This window comes from Mycobacterium sp. E740 (genome assembly GCF_001672895.1).
Classification (GTDB): Bacteria; Actinomycetota; Actinomycetes; order Mycobacteriales; family Mycobacteriaceae; genus Mycobacterium.
This window is the reverse complement of sequence record NZ_LZKP01000177.1, coordinates 1-17,311: the sequence shown is the minus strand read 5'-3', so window position 1 is coordinate 17,311 and position 17,311 is coordinate 1. Positions and strand designations below refer to the sequence as shown.

Below are 17,311 nucleotides of genomic sequence, written 5' to 3'. Positions count from 1 at the left end.
TACAGCCTATGTCAGGTTCGCGGTCTTCCGATGTCTTGCGACACATTGGTAGCGGGGACAGGATTCGAACCTGCGACCTCTGGGTTATGAGCCCAGCGAGCTACCGAGCTGCTCCACCCCGCGTCGGGTGAACGCAACGTTACCGAAGGCCCTCGCGCACTTCCAAATCGCACGGTCACGATGGTCGTCGCACCACCTGCCCGACGCGGAAAACGCCCGCCGGGTCGTATCGGTCGGCCAAGGCGGTGAGCCGGCCCAGTGTGTTTTCGGCGTAGATCCGGCCGGCTCGGTCGCCGTCCTGCGAGGGGGCGAAGTTCGGCAGCTGCCCGCCGGTGCACCACGGCTGCACCGCCGCGACGACCGCGGCTGCGTGGGCGTTCACCTGCTCGGCCAGCTCCGGTACCGGCAAACCGATCGTGGTGAGCGCGTATGCGGCGTCGCGGTGACACAACGCGCTGGCGTAGCGCGGCTCGCGCGCGAACATACCGCCGAGCATCCGCAACTCGACGATCGTCTGCAGCGATTCCACCCCGGGTCCGGCCAGCGTCAGCAGAGAATCGACGACGTCTGCGGGCAGTGCGTTGAGCAGTGCCTGGTTCTCGAGCACCGGCATCGGCTCCGGCGGATCGGCATGCACGGCGCCGATCGCCGCGTACGGCATCACCGCGACCGCGTCCAGCAGCGGCGTGGCCGCGGCGCGCATCGGCGCCAACAACCGCTCGCCCTCGGCGAAGTCGTCGACCGCGACGTAGCGGACCGCGACGGTCAGCTTGCCGGCCAGCGGCTCGGGAACCGCGGGCAGCGGTGGCAGCTGTAGCAGCGCGACCGAGGTGTCGACAGACACGGGAAGCTCGCCGCTCCACTCCCGCCACGTGTGTAAGACCGTGCCCGCGTCGGCACCGTCGAAATAGATTGCGCCACCGTAGAACTGGGCGATCGGGAGTACGTCGACCTCGACTGCCGTGACGATGCCCAGCGTCGCCTTGCCGCCGCGCAGGCCCCAGAACAGGTCCGGGTTTTCGTCGGGAGTGGCCCGAAGCAACTCCCCCGCGCCGGTCACCACCTCGAAGGCGCGAACGTGGTCCGAGCAGGCTCCGGCACTGCGGACCAACGGCCCGATCCCGCCGCCGGTGAGCAAGCCGACCACCCCGACCGTCGGCGACGAACCCGACACGGGCGCAAGACCGTGTGGTGTGGCGACATCGAGAACGTGCTGCCACGTCGCCCCCGCACCCACGCGCACAACGCGATTGAGGGAATCCAGTGAGCAGCCCGTCATCGCACCGGTGTGCACCAGCACGGTGTCGCGGTCGACCACCAGCGCGCCGTGGCCGGTGGCCTGGACCGTGACCCGCACCCCTCTGGCTGCCGCGAACCGCACCGTCGCCACCACATCCTCGGCCGCCTCGGCGAACACCACCGCACCCGGCGTGACTTGTCCGGCGAGGTTCCACGGCGTGCACCGGGGGTAGTCGCGGTCACCCGGGAACGCAACCGGGGCGGCGACGTGGTCGCGCAGGCCGGACAATGCGTCGGCGAGGTCGTCGTGGAGCGTCTGGGTCATACCTTTTGGGGCCTTTCGGTGAGCGTGACGGACCGCAAATGTACGTGCCGACGCGGCGTGTCGCTGTACAGACACGGTCGGTCGCGGAGAGGGTGCGCCACCGGGGCGCCCACGCGCGCCGGCCTGCTAGCTGGCGGACTGGTATTTGGCCATCGCATCGTCGAGGCGTTGCAGCGCCGCGCCGAACTGGCCGAAGTTTCCGCTTCTCTGCGCCTCACGCAGAGCGTCGAGGGCGGTGTTGACCTCTTGCAGCGCAGCGGCTTTCGCACCCGAGAGCTGAACCGGGCCGGCGGGCGGGACGGCCACCGGCGTCGGCACCTCCGGCGCCCGGCCCTGCTGGTTGGCCGGCGGGCGCGCGGCGGGCGCCTGTCCGTCGGCGGGGGGCTGCGCAGCGGGCTGTTGTCCGCCCGGCCCCGCGATCGGCGCGGGCCCGGTGGCCGTCGCGTCGGCACCCGGCCCGAACAGCTCGGTGAGCGCGTCGCGCACGGTCGGGCCGTAGCCGACCTTGTCGTTGTACATCATCGCCACCCGGATGAGGCGTGGGTACGACGATGCGGCGTCGCTGGCCCCCGGCGAGGCGTACACCGGCGCGACGTAGAGCAGGCCGCCTTCGGCCACCGGCAACGTCAGCAGGTTGCCCCACCGGATGCGGTTCTGGTTGTCGCGGCCGATGACGCCGAGGTCCTGGCTGACCGCGGTGTCGGTGCTGATCGCGTTGAACGCCAGCTTCGGCCCGTTGACCTGTCCGGGGATCGTCAACACCGTGAGCCTGCCGTAGGTGTCGGGATCCGAACTGGCGCTGATGTAGGCGGCCAGGAAGTCGCGGCGGAACCGGTTCATGGCACTGGTCAGTTGGAAGGACGCCGAACGATCGTTGGCCGCAAGGTCTTTGGCGACGATGTAGTACGGCGGCTGATAGCTGCTGGCGGTCGGGTTCGGGTCCAGCGGCACGTCCCAGAAGTCCGAGGTGGAGAAGAACGTCACCGGGTCGTCGACGTGGTACTTGGCCAGCAGCGCGCGCTGCACCTTGAACAGGTCCTCCGGATAGCGCAGGTGCTGCTGCAGCTCGGGGCTGATCTCACTCTTGGGCTTGACCGTGCCCGGGAACACCTTCATCCACGCCTGCAGGACCGGGTCCTGCTCGTCCTGCGCATACAGCGACACCGTGCCGTCGTAGGCGTCGACGGTGGCCTTCACCGAGTTGCGGATGTAGGAGACCTGCTTGTCGGGCGCCAGCCGGTTCAGCGCCACCTCGTTGGAATCGGCGGTCGCGCTCGACAGCGTCGTCAACTCCGAGTACGGATAGTTGTCCAGCGTGGTGTAGCCGTCGACGATCCACACCATCCGCTTGTTCACGATCGCGGGGTACACGCTGGTGTCGGTGGTCAGCCAGGGCGCCACCGCCTCGACGCGCTTCGCCGGGTCACGGTTGAACAGGATCTTGCTGTTGGCGCCGATCACGTTGGAGAACAAGAAGTTCCGCTCGGCGAACTTGGCGGCGAACACCGACCGCGCCAGCCAGTTGCCGACCGCGACACCGCCGCGCCCGGTGTAGGTGTAGTTCTTGGTCTCGGTGTTGGTCTCGTAGTCGTATTCGCGGTCGGCGTCACCGGTCTTGCCGACGATCGCGTAGTCGGCCGGTGTGTTCGCGATGACCGGACCGAAGTAGATACGCGGCTGGTCCAGCGGCGCCGGCCCCGGCGAGACGACGCTGCCGTTGGCGCCGACCACGCTGGCCAGAAACTCCGGATAGCCGCCGTTCTGGTTCGGGTCGTTCGCCACGCCGCGCACGGTGTTGGCCGGTGAGGCGATGAAACCGTTGCCGTGGGTGTAGACGCTGTGGCGGTTGATCCAGTCGCGCTGGTTGTCGATCAACCGGTCCGGGTTGAGTTCACGGGCGGCGACCACGTAGTCGCGCAGGTTGCCGTCGCCGCCGACATAGCGGTCCATTGAGAGCTGATCCGGGAAGTAGTAGAAGTTCTTGCCCTGCTGGAACTGCGTGAACGCCGGGCTGACGATCGTGGGGTCCAGCAACCGGATGTTCGACGTGGTCGCCCGGTCGGCGGCGACCTGCTGGGCGGTGGCCGCCGCGTCGCCGCTGTAGTCGCGGTAGGTGACGGTCTGGTCGGTCAGCCCGTAGGCCTGTCTGGTGGCCGTGATGCTGCGACCGATGTATTCGCTTTCCTTCTGCGCCGCATTGGGTTTGACGCTGAACTGCTCGACCACCAGCGGCCAGCCCGCCCCGACCACAAGTGACGACAGCAGCAGCAGCACCACACCGATCGCGGGAATGCGCAAGTCACGCAGCACGATCGCCGAGAACACCGCGGCCGCACAGATCACCGCGATCGCCATCAGGATGAGCTTGGCCGGCAGGACAGCGTTGATGTCGGTGTAACCCGCGCCGGTGAACGGCTTGCCGCCGCGGGTGTGGCTCAGCAGCTCGTAGCGGTCCAGCCAGTAGGCGGCCGCCTTGAGCAGCATCAGGATGCCGACCAGCGTGATCAACTGGATGCGCGCCGCGCGGCTCAGCGCGCCGGTGCGGCCGGACAGTCGGATACCGCCGAACAGGTAGTGGCCCAACAGGTTTCCGAGGAACGCCAGGAAGGTTGCGACGAACAGATAGTTCAGGACGAGCCGGTAGAACGGGAGATCGAAGGCGTAGAAGCCGAGGTCCTTGCCGAACTGCGGGTCGGTGATCCCGAAACTGTTGCCGTGCAAGAACAGTTGGACGGTCTCCCACTGCCCCAGCGCGAAAAGCCCGACGAACAGACCGATCAGCGCCGGGATGCCGAAGCCGACGAGCCGTAGCCGCGCCATCACCGCGGTGCGGTAGCTGGCGACCGGGTCGTTGGGACCGTTCGTCGGCACGAACACCGGTCGCGTGCGGTAGGACAGGGCCAGCCCGGCGAACACGATGGCGCCGATCACGAGCGCCACCACCACGAACAACAGGATCTGGGTGAACAACACGGTGGTGAACACCGAGCGGTAGCCCAGTTCGCCGAACCACAACCAGTCGACGTAGGTGTCGATCAACCGCGGACCGACCAACAAAAGCAGGACGGCGATGGCGCCCACCGCGATGAGAATCCGGCTACGTCGTGTCAGCTTCGGCATTCGTGCCGCGGGCCGCATACCCACTCGTCGACTCCAGTTCCATTCCCATACGTCGTGATCGACGTGCCCCAACTGTACGCAACCGAAATCGGGCGACCACTCAACAATGGGGGCGTTCGCCACCGGCGGACAGCGTCTTCAAGGCATCGACGGCCTGGGCCAACGTGTCGACCTTGACCAACTCCAGGCCGTCCGGCGGTTCGGACTTCGCTTCCTCGCAGTTGTCGGCGGGCACCAGGAATACGGTCGCGCCGGCCTCGCGCGCGGAGAGTGTCTTGTGGGTGATGCCGCCGATCGAGCCGACCTTGCCGTCCCCGCTGATCGTCCCGCTGCCCGCGACGAACTGGCCGTCGCTCAGATCGCCGGGGGTGAGCTTGTCGACCACCGCAAGGGAGAACATCAGCCCCGCGGACGGGCCGCCGATGTTGGCAAGGTTGAAGTTCACCGCGAAGGGCGCCCAGGGCGCGTCGAGCACGCCGACGCCGAGGTAGCCCTGGTCGCGCTCGGGGTGCTTGCCGAGCGTGATGGTGGCGGTGCCGAGCGGCCCGTCCTTGCGCCGATAGTCGAGCTCCACGGTGTCGCCCGGCTTGGTGTCCTTGAGCAGCGCCTGAAACTCTTCGAGGGTGGCGACCGGCTTGCCGTTGACGCCGTCGATCGCGTCACCTGCCTGCAGCTTGCCTGCCGACGGTCCGTCGTCGTTGACGCTCTCCACGGTCACCGCCATCGGATATTTGAGGAACTGCAGCGCGGCGTATTCGGCGCTGCGCTCGGACTGGCGAAAATCGGTGGTGTTGGCCTCGTCGACTTCTTCGCGCGTCTTGTCCGGTGGATACACCAGATCTCGCGGCACCAGCTGTTCGCGGCCCGACAGCCACAGCGCCATCGCCTGACCGAGCGTGAGCTGATCGCGCTGCGACACTGTGGTCATGTTCAGGTGGCCCGAGGTCGGATAGACGTCGGTGCCTTCGATGTCGACGACCTGTTTGCCGTCGACCTCGCCGAGCGTGTTGAACGTCGGCCCCGGCCCGAGCGACACGAACGGCACCGTCACCGCCGACACGAGCACGCCGAAGACCAGGATCGGGACGAGCGCGACGAGCAACGTCAAATTCCGCCGGTTCACGCCGCCCAATGTAAAGGTTGCGGCGAAGGTGCCCGTTCGCGCGCGGCTCGAAGGCAGCCGGGGGTTCGCTCTCAGCGAGTGCCGCTCGCGCGCACGGTCCCGGCACGATGAGTACCGTTGAGGACATGGCTGACCTGCCTTTCGGCTTCTCCGCCGGGGACGACCCCGAGCGCGACAAGCACAAGAAGGATCGCGACTCCGGCTCCGGCGGTGCCGGCGACCCGTTCGGCATGGGTTTCGCGGGTGGGTCGGAATTCGACATGTCGCAGCTGGGCCAGATCTTCAGCAAGCTCGGCGAGATGTTCAGCGGTGCCGGCGGCGCGATGGCCGGCGGCAAGCAGTCCGGACCAGTGAACTACGACCTCGCCCGGCAACTGGCGTCGAGCCAGATCGGTTTCGTCGCGCCGGTGCCCGAGAAGACGGGCGAGGCGATCGCCGATGCCGTGCGCCTCGCCGAGACGTGGCTGGACGGCGTGACCTCGCTGCCCGCGGGCACCCACAAGGCCGTCGCGTGGACGCCGACGGACTGGATCGACAACACGCTCGAGACGTGGAAGCGGCTGTGCGACCCGGTCGCCGAGCAGATCTCGACGGTCTGGGTGTCCGCGCTGCCCGACGAGGCCAGGACCATGGCCGGTCCCCTGCTGGCGATGATGACGCAGATGGGCGGCATGGCGTTCGGTTCGCAACTGGGTCAGGCGCTGGGCAAGCTGTCGCGAGAAGTGTTGACCTCCACCGACATCGGGCTGCCGCTGGGGCCCAAAGGGGTGGCCGCGCTGATGCCCGAGGCGGTCGAGTCGCTCTCCGAGGGTCTCGAGCAGCCGCGCAGCGAGATCCTCACCTTCCTCGCCGCCCGCGAGGCCGCGCACCATCGCTTGTTCAGCCACGTGCCGTGGCTGGCCAGCCAGCTGCTGAACGCGGTCGAGGCGTTCGCCCGGGGCATGAAGGTCGACATGAGCGGCATCGAGGAGCTGGCTTCGGGGATTAATCCCGCGGCGCTGACCGATCCGGCGCAGATGGAGCAACTGCTCAATCAGGGCATCTTCGAGCCGAAGGCGACGCCCGAGCAGACGGCGGCCCTCGAGCGGCTGGAGACGCTGCTGGCCCTGATCGAGGGCTGGGTGCAGACCGTCGTCACCGAGGCGTTGGGAGACCGCATTCCCGGAACGTCGGCGTTGGCGGAGATGCTGCGCAGGCGCCGCGCCACCGGCGGCCCGGCAGAGCAGACGTTCGCGACGCTGGTCGGCCTGGAACTGCGGCCGCGCAAGATGCGCGAGGCCGCGGTGCTCTGGGAGCGGCTCACCCAGGCCGTCGGCTCCGACGGCCGCGACGCTGTTTGGCAGCACCCCGACCTGCTGCCCAGTGCCGAGGACCTCGACGAGCCGGCCGGCTTCATCGACCGGATGATCGGCGGCGACACCAGCGGTATGGACAGCGCCATCGCCGAAGCGATCGCCGATCTCGAAAAGGACCTCGGCGACGACGACGCCTAGCGCTTGTGGATAACGTCCGGCGGCCACCGCGCCGCGTGGCACGCTCGATCGATGACGCGGTACGCGTTGAGCGCGACGACACCGGTGCTGCTGCGGCCCGACGGCGCGGTGCAGGTGGGCTGGGACCCGCGACGCGCCGTCGTCGTCCGGCCGCCGTCCGGCCTGTCCGCCCCGACGTTGGCGAACATGCTGCGGTTACTGCAGTCCGGCGCGGAACTGGTTGACCTCCAATCCGACGCACCCGGCGTGGACGGCGCGATCGTCGAAGAACTCGTCGCTTCGCTCGTCGACGCCGGCGTCGTTACCCGAGGCCTGGCTGGGCGGGGCCGTGCCGCGGCGGTGCGCATCCATGGCCGCGGACCGCTGTCCGATCTGCTCGCCGGCGCGCTGCGCTGCTCGGGTGCGCGCGTCACCCACAGCAACCGGACCGACACCGGCGCACCGAGCGGACCGACCGATCTGGTGGTGCTCGCCGACTACCTCGTCGCCGAGCCGCGTGTGGTGCGCGAGCTGCACGCCGTCGGCGTGGCGCACCTGCCGGTCCGGGTGCGTGACGGCCTCGGATTGGTCGGGCCGCTGGTGATCCCGGGCGTCACGAGCTGCCTGGGTTGTGCAGACCTGCACCGCAGCGACCGCGACGCCGCATGGCCCGCAGTCGCGGCACAGTTGCGACACACCGTCGGGAGCGCCGACCGAGCGACCGTACTGGGCACCGCCGCACTCGCCCTCAATCAGGTCGACCGGGTCATCCGAGCTGTCCGCGGTGACGGCGGCACGAACTCGGGCGACCCGCCGCCGACGCTGGACACCACGCTCGAATTCGACGTCAACACCGGTGCGGTGGTGGCACGGCGCTGGTCACGGCATCCGCGCTGCGCATGTTGACAATGAACGTTGGCAAGTCGATGGGGTCCGCTCAGGACTGTCGTGGATGATGGTCTGGTGAGTGAGATCAAGCGGGGCCGGGCCGCGCGCAACGCGAAGCTGGCGAGCTTGCCCGTCGGCATGGCGGGTCGCGCCGCGCTGGGCTTCGGCAAACGGCTGACCGGCAAGTCGAAGGACGAGGTCAACGCCGAGCTGATGGACAAGGCGGCCCAGCAACTGTTCACCGTGCTCGGCGAGCTCAAGGGCGGCGCGATGAAGGTCGGCCAGGCGCTCTCGGTCGTGGAGGCCGCCATCCCCGAGCGGTACGGCAAGCCGTACCGCGAAGCGCTGACCAAACTGCAGCGCGAGGCGCCACCCCTGCCCGCCGCCAAGGTGCACCGGGTGCTGGACCAGCAACTGGGCACCAAATGGCGCGAACGGTTCGAGTCCTTCGACGACACGGCGATCGCTTCGGCAAGCATCGGTCAGGTCCACAAGGCCGTCTGGTCCGACGGCCGCGAGGTCGCCGTCAAGATCCAGTACCCCGGCGCGGACGAAGCGCTGCGAGCCGACCTGAAAACCATGCAGCGCATGGTCGGCGTGCTCAAGCAGCTGGCGCCGGGCGCCGACGTGCAGGGTGTGGTCGACGAACTCATCGAGCGCACCGAGATGGAACTGGACTACCGGCTTGAGGCCGACAATCAGCGCGCGTTCGCCAAGGCCTACGACGGTGACCCGAAATTCACGGTGCCCAAGGTGGTGGCCAGCGCGCCCAAGGTCGTCATCCAGGAGTGGATCGAAGGCATCCCGCTGTCGCAGATCATTCGCGAGGGCACCCAGGAGCAGCGCGACCTCATGGCCACCCGGCTGTTCGAGTTCTGCGACGACGCGCCGCGCCGGCTCGAAATGGTGCACGGCGACGCGCATCCCGGCAACTTCATGCTGCTGCCGGACAACAAGATGGGCGTCATCGACTTCGGCGCGGTGGCGCCGATGCCGGGGGGCTGGCCGGTCGAGCTCGGACAGATCCTGCGCTACGCGGTCGACAAGACCTACGACAAGCTGCTGCCGACGATGGAAAAGGCCGGCTTCATCCAGAAGGGCCAGCAGGTGTCCATCCGCGAGATCGACGACATGCTCAAGCAGTACGTCGAGCCGCTGCAGGTTCCGGTGTTCCACTACCGCCGGTCATGGTTGCAGCGGATGACGGCACTGGAACTCGACCGCGCCGCCGGGCAGATCAAAGCCGCACGGCAGATGGACATCCCGCCGAAGTTGGCAATCCCGATGCGGGTGATCGCGTCGATCGTCGCGATCTCCTGTCAGCTCGACGCCCACGTCGACACCCGACGGATCGCCGACGAGTACGTGCCTGGCTTCGCCGACCCCGACGCGGTCTGATCGGCGCAGCCGGTCGCCCCGCGCGCGCCGAGTGCACGCCCGGTGTACGCGAATTCGAGTTTGCGTACGACGAGCGTGCACTCGACGGAAGCTCTCACGCGGCGGCCGGGTCCTCGACGGTGTTCTTGCGGGGCCGGCCCCGCGGACGCTTGCGGGCGATAATCGTGCCCCGCTCGAGGATCTCGCCGCCCCAAACTCCACACGGCTCTTGGCGTTCCAGCGCAGAGGCCAGGCATTCGAGCCGGATCGGGCAGTCCGCGCACAGCGCCTTGGCCCGTTCGAGTTCGACCGGGTCCTCGGCGAACCACAAGTCCGGATCGGCTTCGTGGCACGGCACCGTCAACTTTGTCTTCTCTGGGCATGTCTGCGCTAGGACGCTCTTCGTGGGAGCGCTCATCCCAGATGACATGGCTCGCACCTCTGCTTCCTGGTCGTCGGTTCTCGGATCTGTTGCTCTGCTCGATCCGTGACCAGGTCTTCGAGAGGTCCCCGAAAAGACTGAGGCCACGGATCCGACTGCGGGTCCGTGGCCTTCTCGGCGAAATCGTGGGCTACCTAGGTGGTGCCCCGATCGACGGACGATGCAGTCGCGGCGGCGCGGCGCTTACGCGCCGGGGCGGCGGCGGCGTGCGCGGCATGGGCCGCTGCAGGGGCGGCGGCATGGAGGGTCCGCGACATGCCGGCAACGGCTACGCCGGTGAACGCGCTGTTGCTTCCCATGATGTCGGCCCCTCCTCTCACACAAAAAGACACCCGGACGGTGCGCTGTTGAGGCTAAGCGTAACAGCCGCAACAGACAACCGATTTTCTGACCTGCGGGTTTGGCACGATTTTTACGACGACTGGCGGCCTTTCACCAACGCGAGCACATCGGTGCCGTACTGCTCGAGCTTGCGTGCGCCGATGCCGGGGATCGCGACCAGCGCGGCGTCGTCGGTGGGCAGCGTCTCGGCGATCGCGATCAGCGTGTTGTCGGTGAACACCACATAGGCGGGCACGCTCATCTCCTTCGAGACGCGCAGCCGCCAGTCTTTGAGTTCGACGAGCAGTTCCTCGTCGATGTCGGACGGGCAGGTTTCGCAGCGGCGCAACATGATTGCCGGCGGTGCGGTCAGCACGCTGTTGCACACCCGGCAGCGCGGGGTGGTGCCGCGAGGGCGGCGCGGCTTTGTCGGCGCGCTGGCACTCGACGACTGCGGCGCGATGCCGTTGAGGAACCGCGACGGCTTGCGGCTCTGCCGGCCGCCCGGCGTCCTGGCCAGCGCCCAGCTGAGCGCCAAATGCGTTCTTGCCCTGGTGATTCCGACGTAGAGCAGACGGCGCTCCTCTTCCACCGGTTCGCTGTCGGGTCCGTGCGCCAGCGCGTGGGAGATCGGCAGCGTGCCGTCGGCGAGCCCGACCAGGAACACCGCGTCCCATTCGAGGCCCTTGGCCGCATGTAGCGATGCGAGCGTGACGCCTTGGACAACTGGCGGGTGCCGCGCGTCTGCGCGCTGACGCAGTTCCACGATCAGCGCACGCAGGTCCAGCGACGGGCGCGTCGCGACTTCTTCGTCGACGAGTTCGGCAAGTGCGGTCAGCGCCTCCCACCGTTCGCGCGCCTTGGTGCCCGCCGGCGGTTCCGCGCTGAGCCCGAGCGGTTCCAGCACGGTGCGCACCACCTCGGGAAGCGGGCCTTCGACGTCGCGTTCGGCGGCGCGCTGCAATGCCACCAGAGCCTGGTGGATCTCCTGGCGGCTGAAGAACCCCTCGCCGCCGCGGACCTGGAACGGCACACCGGCTTCGGTCAGCGCCTCCTCGTAGACCTCCGACTGCGCGTTGATCCGGTACAGCACCGCGATCTCGGCCGGTTCGGTGCCTGATTCCAGCAGCCGGTTGATCTGCTTGGCCACCGCGTTCGCTTCGGCAACCTCGTCGGGATACTCCGCGAACGTCGGCGCCGGGCCGGGATCGCGCTGGCCCACCAGATGCAGCTTGCTGCCCGCCATTCGCCCGCGCGCCGCGGCGATCACCCGGTTGGCCAGCGAGACGACCTGCGGCGTCGACCGGTAGTCGCGTTCGAGGCGGACCACCGCCGCATCGGGGAAGCGCCGCGAGAAGTCGAGCAGGTAGCGGGGTGTCGCACCGGTGAACGAGTAGATGGTCTGGTTGGCGTCGCCGACGACGGTCAGGTCGTCGCGCTCGCCGAGCCAGGCGTCGAGCACCCGCTGCTGCAGGGGCGTGACGTCCTGGTACTCATCGACGACGAAGCAGCGATAGCGGTCGCGGAACTCCTGGGCCACCGCGGCGTCGTTCTCGATCGCCGCCGCCGTGTGCAACAGCAGATCGTCGAAGTCCAGCAGCGTCGTGCCCTCGCGGCGCGACTTGAGCGCCTCATAGCCGGTGTAGACAGCCGCGACTTTCGTTGCGTCGAACGGGATGTCGCGACCCGCCTGCGCGACCGCGGCGGGGTAGGCCTCCGGGCTGATCAGCGACGCCTTCGCCCATTCGATCTCGCCGGCCAGGTCGCGCACGTCGTCGGTGGCCGTGGACAGGCCGGCCCGGTTGGCCGCCTGCGCGACGACCGCGAACTTGGTGTCGAGCAGTTCCCAGGTGGTGTTGCCGACGACGCGGGGCCAGAAGTACGACAGCTGGCGGCGAGCGGCGGCGTGAAACGTCATCGCCTGCACCGAACCGGTGCCCACCCCGCCGAACGCCGCGTCAAGCGCTCGCAGGCGCCCGCGCATCTCCCCGGCCGCCCGCGAGGTGAACGTCACCGCGAGCACCTGACCGGGCGCGACGTGCCCCGCCGCGACCAGGTGAGCGATCCGGCGGGTGATGGTGCGGGTCTTGCCGGTCCCCGCGCCGGCCAACACGCATACCGGCCCGCGCGCGGCGAGCACCGCCTCGCGCTGCTCGTCGTCGAGGTCTTCGATCGGGCCCGAGCCACTGCGCACCGAAGCGGCCTCTACCGACATGCGGTCCATCTTGGCAGGGGCCGGTGACAAATGGCCGGTACGCCCTCGGGCATGTTGGGCGCATCGACTACGTTGAACGCGTTATGAGCGCAGCACAGACTCCCGTGATCATGTACACCACCACCTGGTGTGGTTACTGCGTGCGCCTGAAGAAGGCGTTGCAGGCCGAGGGCATCGCGTTCACCGAGGTCGACATCGAGAACGATCCGGCGGCCGCGGAGTTCGTCGCCTCGGCCAACGGCGGCAACCGAACCGTTCCGACGCTGAAGCTTCCCGACGGGTCGACGCTGACGAACCCGAGCGCGCGCGAGGTCAAGGCCAAGCTCGCCGGTTGATGGGCTCAGTCCAGCTTTCGGGCTAGTCCAGGGCGGCCCACGATTCGATGATCTCGCGCGCGATCGAGATCGACCCGGGAAGCAGCAGACGCGAAGAGGAGTCGCTGCTCCAGTCGCCGGAGTCGAGCGCGTCGCGGATCTCGGCGCGGGTGAACCAGGACGCCTCGGCGATCTCGCCGTCGTTGAATGAGAACTCCTGCTCGGGATCTGCGATCGCGTGGAAGCCGACCATCAGCGAGCGCGGAAACGGCCACGGCTGGCTGCCGAGGTAAGTGACATCGGTGACGGTCAGACCGATCTCCTCGGCGATCTCGCGGACGACGCAGCTTTCGAACGACTCACCGGCCTCCACGAAGCCGGCCAGGATCGAGAACAGCCGCTCCGGCCACACCGTCTGGCGGGCCAGCACCGCGCGGTCGTGTCCGTCGTGCACCAGGCAGATGACAGCGGGGTCGATGCGGGGGAACTCCTCGTGCCCGGTGACGGGGTCGACGCGCGCCCAGCCGGCTTTGACCGCCTTGGTCGGTGAACCGTCGACCGCACTGAAGCGCGCGCGGTCATGCCAGTTCAGCAACGCCGTCGCGGTCGCGACGAGTTGCGCGCTGACGTCGTCGAACACCTGACCGGCGCGCCGCAGGTCGAGTACCTCGGTTTCGGCATGCGGGTCCTCCGGGCCCTCGAGCGCACCACGGATCGCCCACACGTGCCGCCCGTCGTCGAGCCGGCCGAGGAACACCGCGTTGTCCGGAGGCCGATCGCCCAGCTTCGCGGCGCTACCGAGGACGACCCGCCCGTCGGCGATCAGTACCTGGTTGCGCCGGTCGACGCGCAGTACCTGCGCCTCGGGCCAACCGGCCAGCGCGGCGTCGATGTCGGTGCGCAGCTCGTCGGCGCGGTCGGCACCGACGCGCGACAACAGCGGGATGTTGCGCAGCTGGAACGGCGTCATCTTTCGGGTATCACTCAGAGTCCGCGTTGCGGATGTAGAGCAGCCGGTCTCCGGATTCCACCGTGTCCACTTCCGGTGAGTCGACGCGCAGCAGCTGTCCGTTGCGCACGACGCCGAGCACGATGTCGTGCAGATGCCGCGGGGATCCGCCCTCCTCCTTGGGCGTCACCTCTCGTTCGGCGATCGCGAAGCCTGCATCGGGGGTCAGCAGGTCCTCCATGATCTCGACGACGCTGGGCGTCTGCACCGCGACACCGAGCAGGCGGCCCGCCGTCTCGGCGGTCACCACCGTGGAGTCCGCGCCGGACTGCTTGAGCAGATGCTCGTTGTCGGATTCCCGCACGGCGGCGATGATCTTGGCCTTGGGGGCCACTTCGCGGGCGGTCAGGGTGACCAGGGCCGCGCTCTCGTCGTCGTCGGTGGCCACGATGATCGCCCTCGCATGCTGTGCGCTGGCCAACCGCAGGACCTCCGAGTCGGTGGCGCTTCCCCGCACGGTGACCAGTCCGGCGCTCTTGGCACGTTCCAGCGCGGCCGGGTCCTTTTCGACGACGACGATGTCGGCGGGAGCGACCTCGTCGCCGACCATCGCGGCGGCGGCGCTGCGGCCTTTCGTGCCGTAACCGACGATGATGGTGTGGTTGCGCACTCTGTTCCTCCATCGCTGGATGCCATAGACCTGCCGCGACTGCGTGGTCAGCGTTTCGACCGTCGTACCGATCAGCACGATCAGGAACGCCACCCGTAGCGGCGTGATCACCAGGACGTTGACGAGCCGGGCCGACGGGGAGACCGGCGTGATGTCGCCGTAGCCGGTGGTCGACAGCGACACCGTGGCGTAGTACAGGCAGTCCAGGAACGAGAGCGGGTCGTCGGGGTTCGGGCTGCTCTCGACGTCGCGGTAGCCGTGCCGGTCGAGGTAGACGATGATGACCGCGGCGAACAGAGCCGTCAACGCATAGATGACGCGCACGGTGATCCGCCGGCCCGGGCTGACCGGATCGCTCGGAATCTGTACGCGATCGGTGAGGGCATGGACGGGCTGATCGGACAGGGACTCGTCGAATCTGCGGAGCCGACGCCGCAGTTTGCCTCTAGCCATGAGGGTTCGTCACCGCAGGGGACAGCCGCACCAGCACAATGTAATCATGACCTCTCCCCTGCCCGAACTGCAGCAACTGGCCAACCCGTCGCGCGCCTACCGGATGGCGGCCGCGTTGCTCGGGATCGGAAGCCTGCATTTCATCGCGCCCAAGCCGTTCGACTCGATCATTCCGGTCGAGTTGCCGGGCAGTCCGCGGTTCTACACGTACGCCTCGGGCGTGGCCGAGCTCGGGGTTGCGGCAGCGCTGGCCGCGCCGCAGACCCGCAAGGCCGGAGCAGCCGCCGCCATCGCCCTTTTCCTCGCGGTGTGGCCGGGCAACTTCAACATGGTGCGGCTGTATTTCAAGGACGCGGCGAAGTCGTGGCCGATGCGGGCGATCGCGATCGCCCGCCTGCCGCTGCAGGTCCCGATGATCACCGAAGCTGTGAAGGTCTATCGCGAGTCCTAGGCGGCCTCCATCAGCTCAGCGAGTTCTTCGGCACCGGGCAGCGATTCCGGCGTGACCGTCGTTCCGCTGCGCACGTAGTGGAACGCCGCCCGCACCGACTCGACCTCGCAGTCGTGCAGCGCCGCCCACGCCAGCCGGTACACGGCCAACTGAATCGCGCTGTGCCGCTTTGCTTCCGGTGTACTCGGCGGCTCACCGGTCTTCCAGTCCACCACCGTGGCGCCGCCGTCTTGGTCGGCGAACACGGCGTCGATGCGGCCCCGCACCAGCCGGCCGCCGATGACCATGTCGAACGGCACCTCGACGTCGACGGGGGTGCGGGCGGCCCACGGCGACACCGCGAAGGCGGCCTGCAACTCGGCGAGCTCGTCGGCAATCGCGGCGTCGTGGTCGACCGCGCCCGGTAGATCGTCGAGATCGAACAATCGCTCCGCGTGGTAGAAACGCTGGACCCAGTCGTGAAAGGCAGTGCCCAGCAATGCATGCGGCTCGGGGCGTGTCGGCACGCGGCGCCGCAACCGCTGTGCGACGGCCTGCGGGTCCTTGCCGAGCTCGACGAGTGTGCTGACCGACATTTGCAGGGGCAGTGCAGGTGTCGACGGTTCGCACACTTGGCTGCGTTCGGCGATCAACGCGTCGACATCGTCGGCCCAGCCTTCGTCGTCGCGGGCGGGCGCTGCGTTGCTGTCGCCTGCCATCGCGGCGGCGACCAGTGCGGCGCCACGCTCCATGTCGCTGCGGTGCGGTCCGGCCGGGTCTGCCGGCCACACCGCCTCGATCACGCTGTCGCACAGTGGGTTCGGTTCGCCCTCGGCAGGCGCGGGCGCCCAGTCTTCGATGACGCCGCACGGCCGGCCCGCGGCGGCGGATTCGTCGATGACGTCCTTGAGCTCACAGAGGAACTCCGACGGCCCGCGTGGCTTGCTCTCGGTTGCGCCCCAGTGGTGGCCGGACAACAGCAGGGTGTCCTCCGCGCGGGTGAGCGCCACGTAGAGCAATCGGCGTTCTTCGTCGACGCGGCGCTGTTCGAGGTTCTTCTTGTGCTTGTTGATCGCATCGGACAGTTGCTTGCGGTCGTAGACGTCGGCAGTGTCGAGTATCGGGACTCCGTGCTCGGACGTCGTGGCCCGGTCGCCACGAAGCAGCGGCGGCAGGTCCCCGGCGTCGGTGAGCCAGGTGCGGGTACGGCCGGTGGACGGGAAGACCCGGCCGCTCAGATGCGGAACGGCCACCACCTGCCATTCGAGCCCCTTCGCCGCGTGAATGGTCAGGATCTGGACCCGGTCGGCCGCCGTCGACATTTCGGCCGGTGCCAGACCGTTCTCCACTTCTTCGGCGGCGTCGAGGTAAGCGAGCAGCTCTCTAATCCCGGCGTCGGGTCGGCCGGCGAAGTCGGCCACCACGTCGCTGAACGCGTCGAGGTGTTCGGTGCCCGACCAGCCCGCCGAGACCGGGCGGCGCGCGCGCACCTCGATGTCGACGCCGAGCGCCCGGCGCACCTCTGCGACGAGCTCGGGCAGCGGGTGGGAGAGGTGCGCGCGCAGCGCGGTCAGCTCACGGGCCAACGCCAGGATGCGGGTGTAGCCGGTCGGCGAATAAGCCTCTGGCCCACCGGGGTCGGTGATGGCGTCGGCCAGGCAGGCGGCGTCGGCCTCGGGGTCGGCCTGCGCGGCGATCCGCTCGGCGGCACCGGTGGATTCGGCGTCGCCGGTGTTGTCCAGTCGTACTGCCCGCTGCCACAGGGCCGCGATGTCGCGGCCGCCCAACCGCCACCGAGGCCCGGTGAGCACCCGCATCGCCGCGCTGCCCGCCCCCGGGTCGGCGATCAACCGCAACATCGCGACGACGTCGGCGACCTCCGGCACGCCGAGCAGACCTGCCAGGCCGACGACTTCCACCGGCACGCCGCGCGCACTGATCGCGTCGGCCATCGGCGCGGCGTCGGCGTTGCG

At 68.7% G+C, this 17,311-nt stretch carries 14 protein-coding genes and 1 tRNA gene; 5 read left to right on the top strand and 10 right to left on the bottom strand.

Translation table 11 applies throughout. The annotated features are described in order from the left end of the window. Nucleotides 1-46 precede the first annotated feature (46 nt). From A5663_RS17355 to A5663_RS17340, 4 genes are all read right to left on the bottom strand, one after another. Nucleotides 47-123: transfer RNA gene (locus A5663_RS17355), tRNA-Met, on the bottom strand. Nucleotides 124-175: 52 nt separating this feature from the next. After that, nucleotides 176-1,564 carry an FAD-binding oxidoreductase gene (locus A5663_RS17350; RefSeq protein WP_068151743.1) on the bottom strand — a complete coding sequence of 463 codons (1,389 nt, stop codon included), beginning with the start codon at nt 1,562-1,564 and terminating at the stop codon, nt 176-178. 126 nt (nt 1,565-1,690) lie between these two features. Continuing rightward, nucleotides 1,691-4,708, bottom strand: coding sequence for a UPF0182 family protein (locus A5663_RS17345; protein ID WP_068151742.1), 3,018 nt, complete (start codon nt 4,706-4,708; stop codon nt 1,691-1,693). A 76-nt stretch (nt 4,709-4,784) separates the two neighbouring features. Continuing rightward, nucleotides 4,785-5,807, bottom strand: coding sequence for a PDZ domain-containing protein (locus A5663_RS17340; protein WP_068151741.1), 1,023 nt, complete (start codon nt 5,805-5,807; stop codon nt 4,785-4,787). Nucleotides 5,808-5,914: 107 nt separating this feature from the next. Here A5663_RS17340 and A5663_RS17335 point away from each other — a divergent pair, with 107 nt between their 5' ends. From A5663_RS17335 to A5663_RS17325, 3 genes are read left to right on the top strand one after another with little or no spacing between them, the layout of a single operon-like run. Continuing rightward, nucleotides 5,915-7,300, top strand: a complete 1,386-nt coding sequence (locus tag A5663_RS17335; protein WP_369816656.1) for a zinc-dependent metalloprotease — start codon at nt 5,915-5,917, stop codon at nt 7,298-7,300. 51 nt (nt 7,301-7,351) lie between these two features. Continuing rightward, nucleotides 7,352-8,185 carry a cyclodehydratase gene (locus A5663_RS17330; RefSeq protein WP_068151738.1) on the top strand — a complete coding sequence of 278 codons (834 nt, stop codon included), beginning with the start codon at nt 7,352-7,354 and terminating at the stop codon, nt 8,183-8,185. A gap of 42 nt (nt 8,186-8,227) precedes the next feature. Further along, nucleotides 8,228-9,565, top strand: a complete 1,338-nt coding sequence (locus A5663_RS17325; RefSeq protein ID WP_068151732.1) for an AarF/ABC1/UbiB kinase family protein — start codon at nt 8,228-8,230, stop codon at nt 9,563-9,565. A 94-nt stretch (nt 9,566-9,659) separates the two neighbouring features. Here the strand turns inward: A5663_RS17325 and A5663_RS17320 are convergent, their stop codons facing one another. The 3 genes from A5663_RS17320 to A5663_RS17315 form a co-directional block, all read right to left on the bottom strand. Then, complete coding sequence (locus A5663_RS17320) at nt 9,660-9,962, bottom strand: WhiB family transcriptional regulator (protein ID WP_304443157.1); 303 nt, start codon at nt 9,960-9,962, stop codon at nt 9,660-9,662. Nucleotides 9,963-10,120: 158 nt separating this feature from the next. Beyond that, complete coding sequence (locus tag A5663_RS23125; protein ID WP_156744526.1) at nt 10,121-10,285, bottom strand: hypothetical protein; 165 nt, start codon at nt 10,283-10,285, stop codon at nt 10,121-10,123. 113 nt (nt 10,286-10,398) lie between these two features. After that, nucleotides 10,399-12,522: an ATP-dependent DNA helicase UvrD2 gene (locus A5663_RS17315; RefSeq protein ID WP_068151749.1), complete on the bottom strand. Its 2,124-nt coding sequence runs from the start codon at nt 12,520-12,522 to the stop codon at nt 10,399-10,401. An 83-nt stretch (nt 12,523-12,605) separates the two neighbouring features. Between A5663_RS17315 and A5663_RS17310 the strand changes: the two genes are divergently transcribed. Next, complete coding sequence (locus tag A5663_RS17310; RefSeq protein ID WP_068151724.1) at nt 12,606-12,857, top strand: mycoredoxin; 252 nt, start codon at nt 12,606-12,608, stop codon at nt 12,855-12,857. A gap of 22 nt (nt 12,858-12,879) precedes the next feature. On the opposite strand, the gene nudC is transcribed toward A5663_RS17310, so the two are convergent. After that, a complete protein-coding gene (gene nudC / locus A5663_RS17305; protein ID WP_068151721.1) occupies nt 12,880-13,806 on the bottom strand; it encodes an NAD(+) diphosphatase in 927 nt (308 codons plus the stop codon). A 10-nt stretch (nt 13,807-13,816) separates the two neighbouring features. Then, the gene (locus A5663_RS17300) at nt 13,817-14,908 is read right to left on the bottom strand and encodes a TrkA family potassium uptake protein (RefSeq protein WP_068151719.1); all 1,092 of its coding nucleotides are present in this window, start codon (nt 14,906-14,908) and stop codon (nt 13,817-13,819) included. A 46-nt stretch (nt 14,909-14,954) separates the two neighbouring features. On the opposite strand from A5663_RS17300, the gene A5663_RS17295 reads away from it, so the two are divergent. Then, on the top strand, nt 14,955-15,359 hold the full coding sequence (locus A5663_RS17295) for a hypothetical protein (RefSeq protein ID WP_068151717.1): 405 nt from the start codon (nt 14,955-14,957) through the stop codon (nt 15,357-15,359). On the opposite strand, the gene A5663_RS17290 is transcribed toward A5663_RS17295, so the two are convergent. Beyond that, the coding region (locus A5663_RS17290; RefSeq protein WP_197503438.1) for an ATP-dependent DNA helicase at nt 15,356-17,311 on the bottom strand (1,956 nt) is incomplete at its 5' end. The two genes, A5663_RS17295 and A5663_RS17290, sit on opposite strands and share 4 nt — an antisense overlap.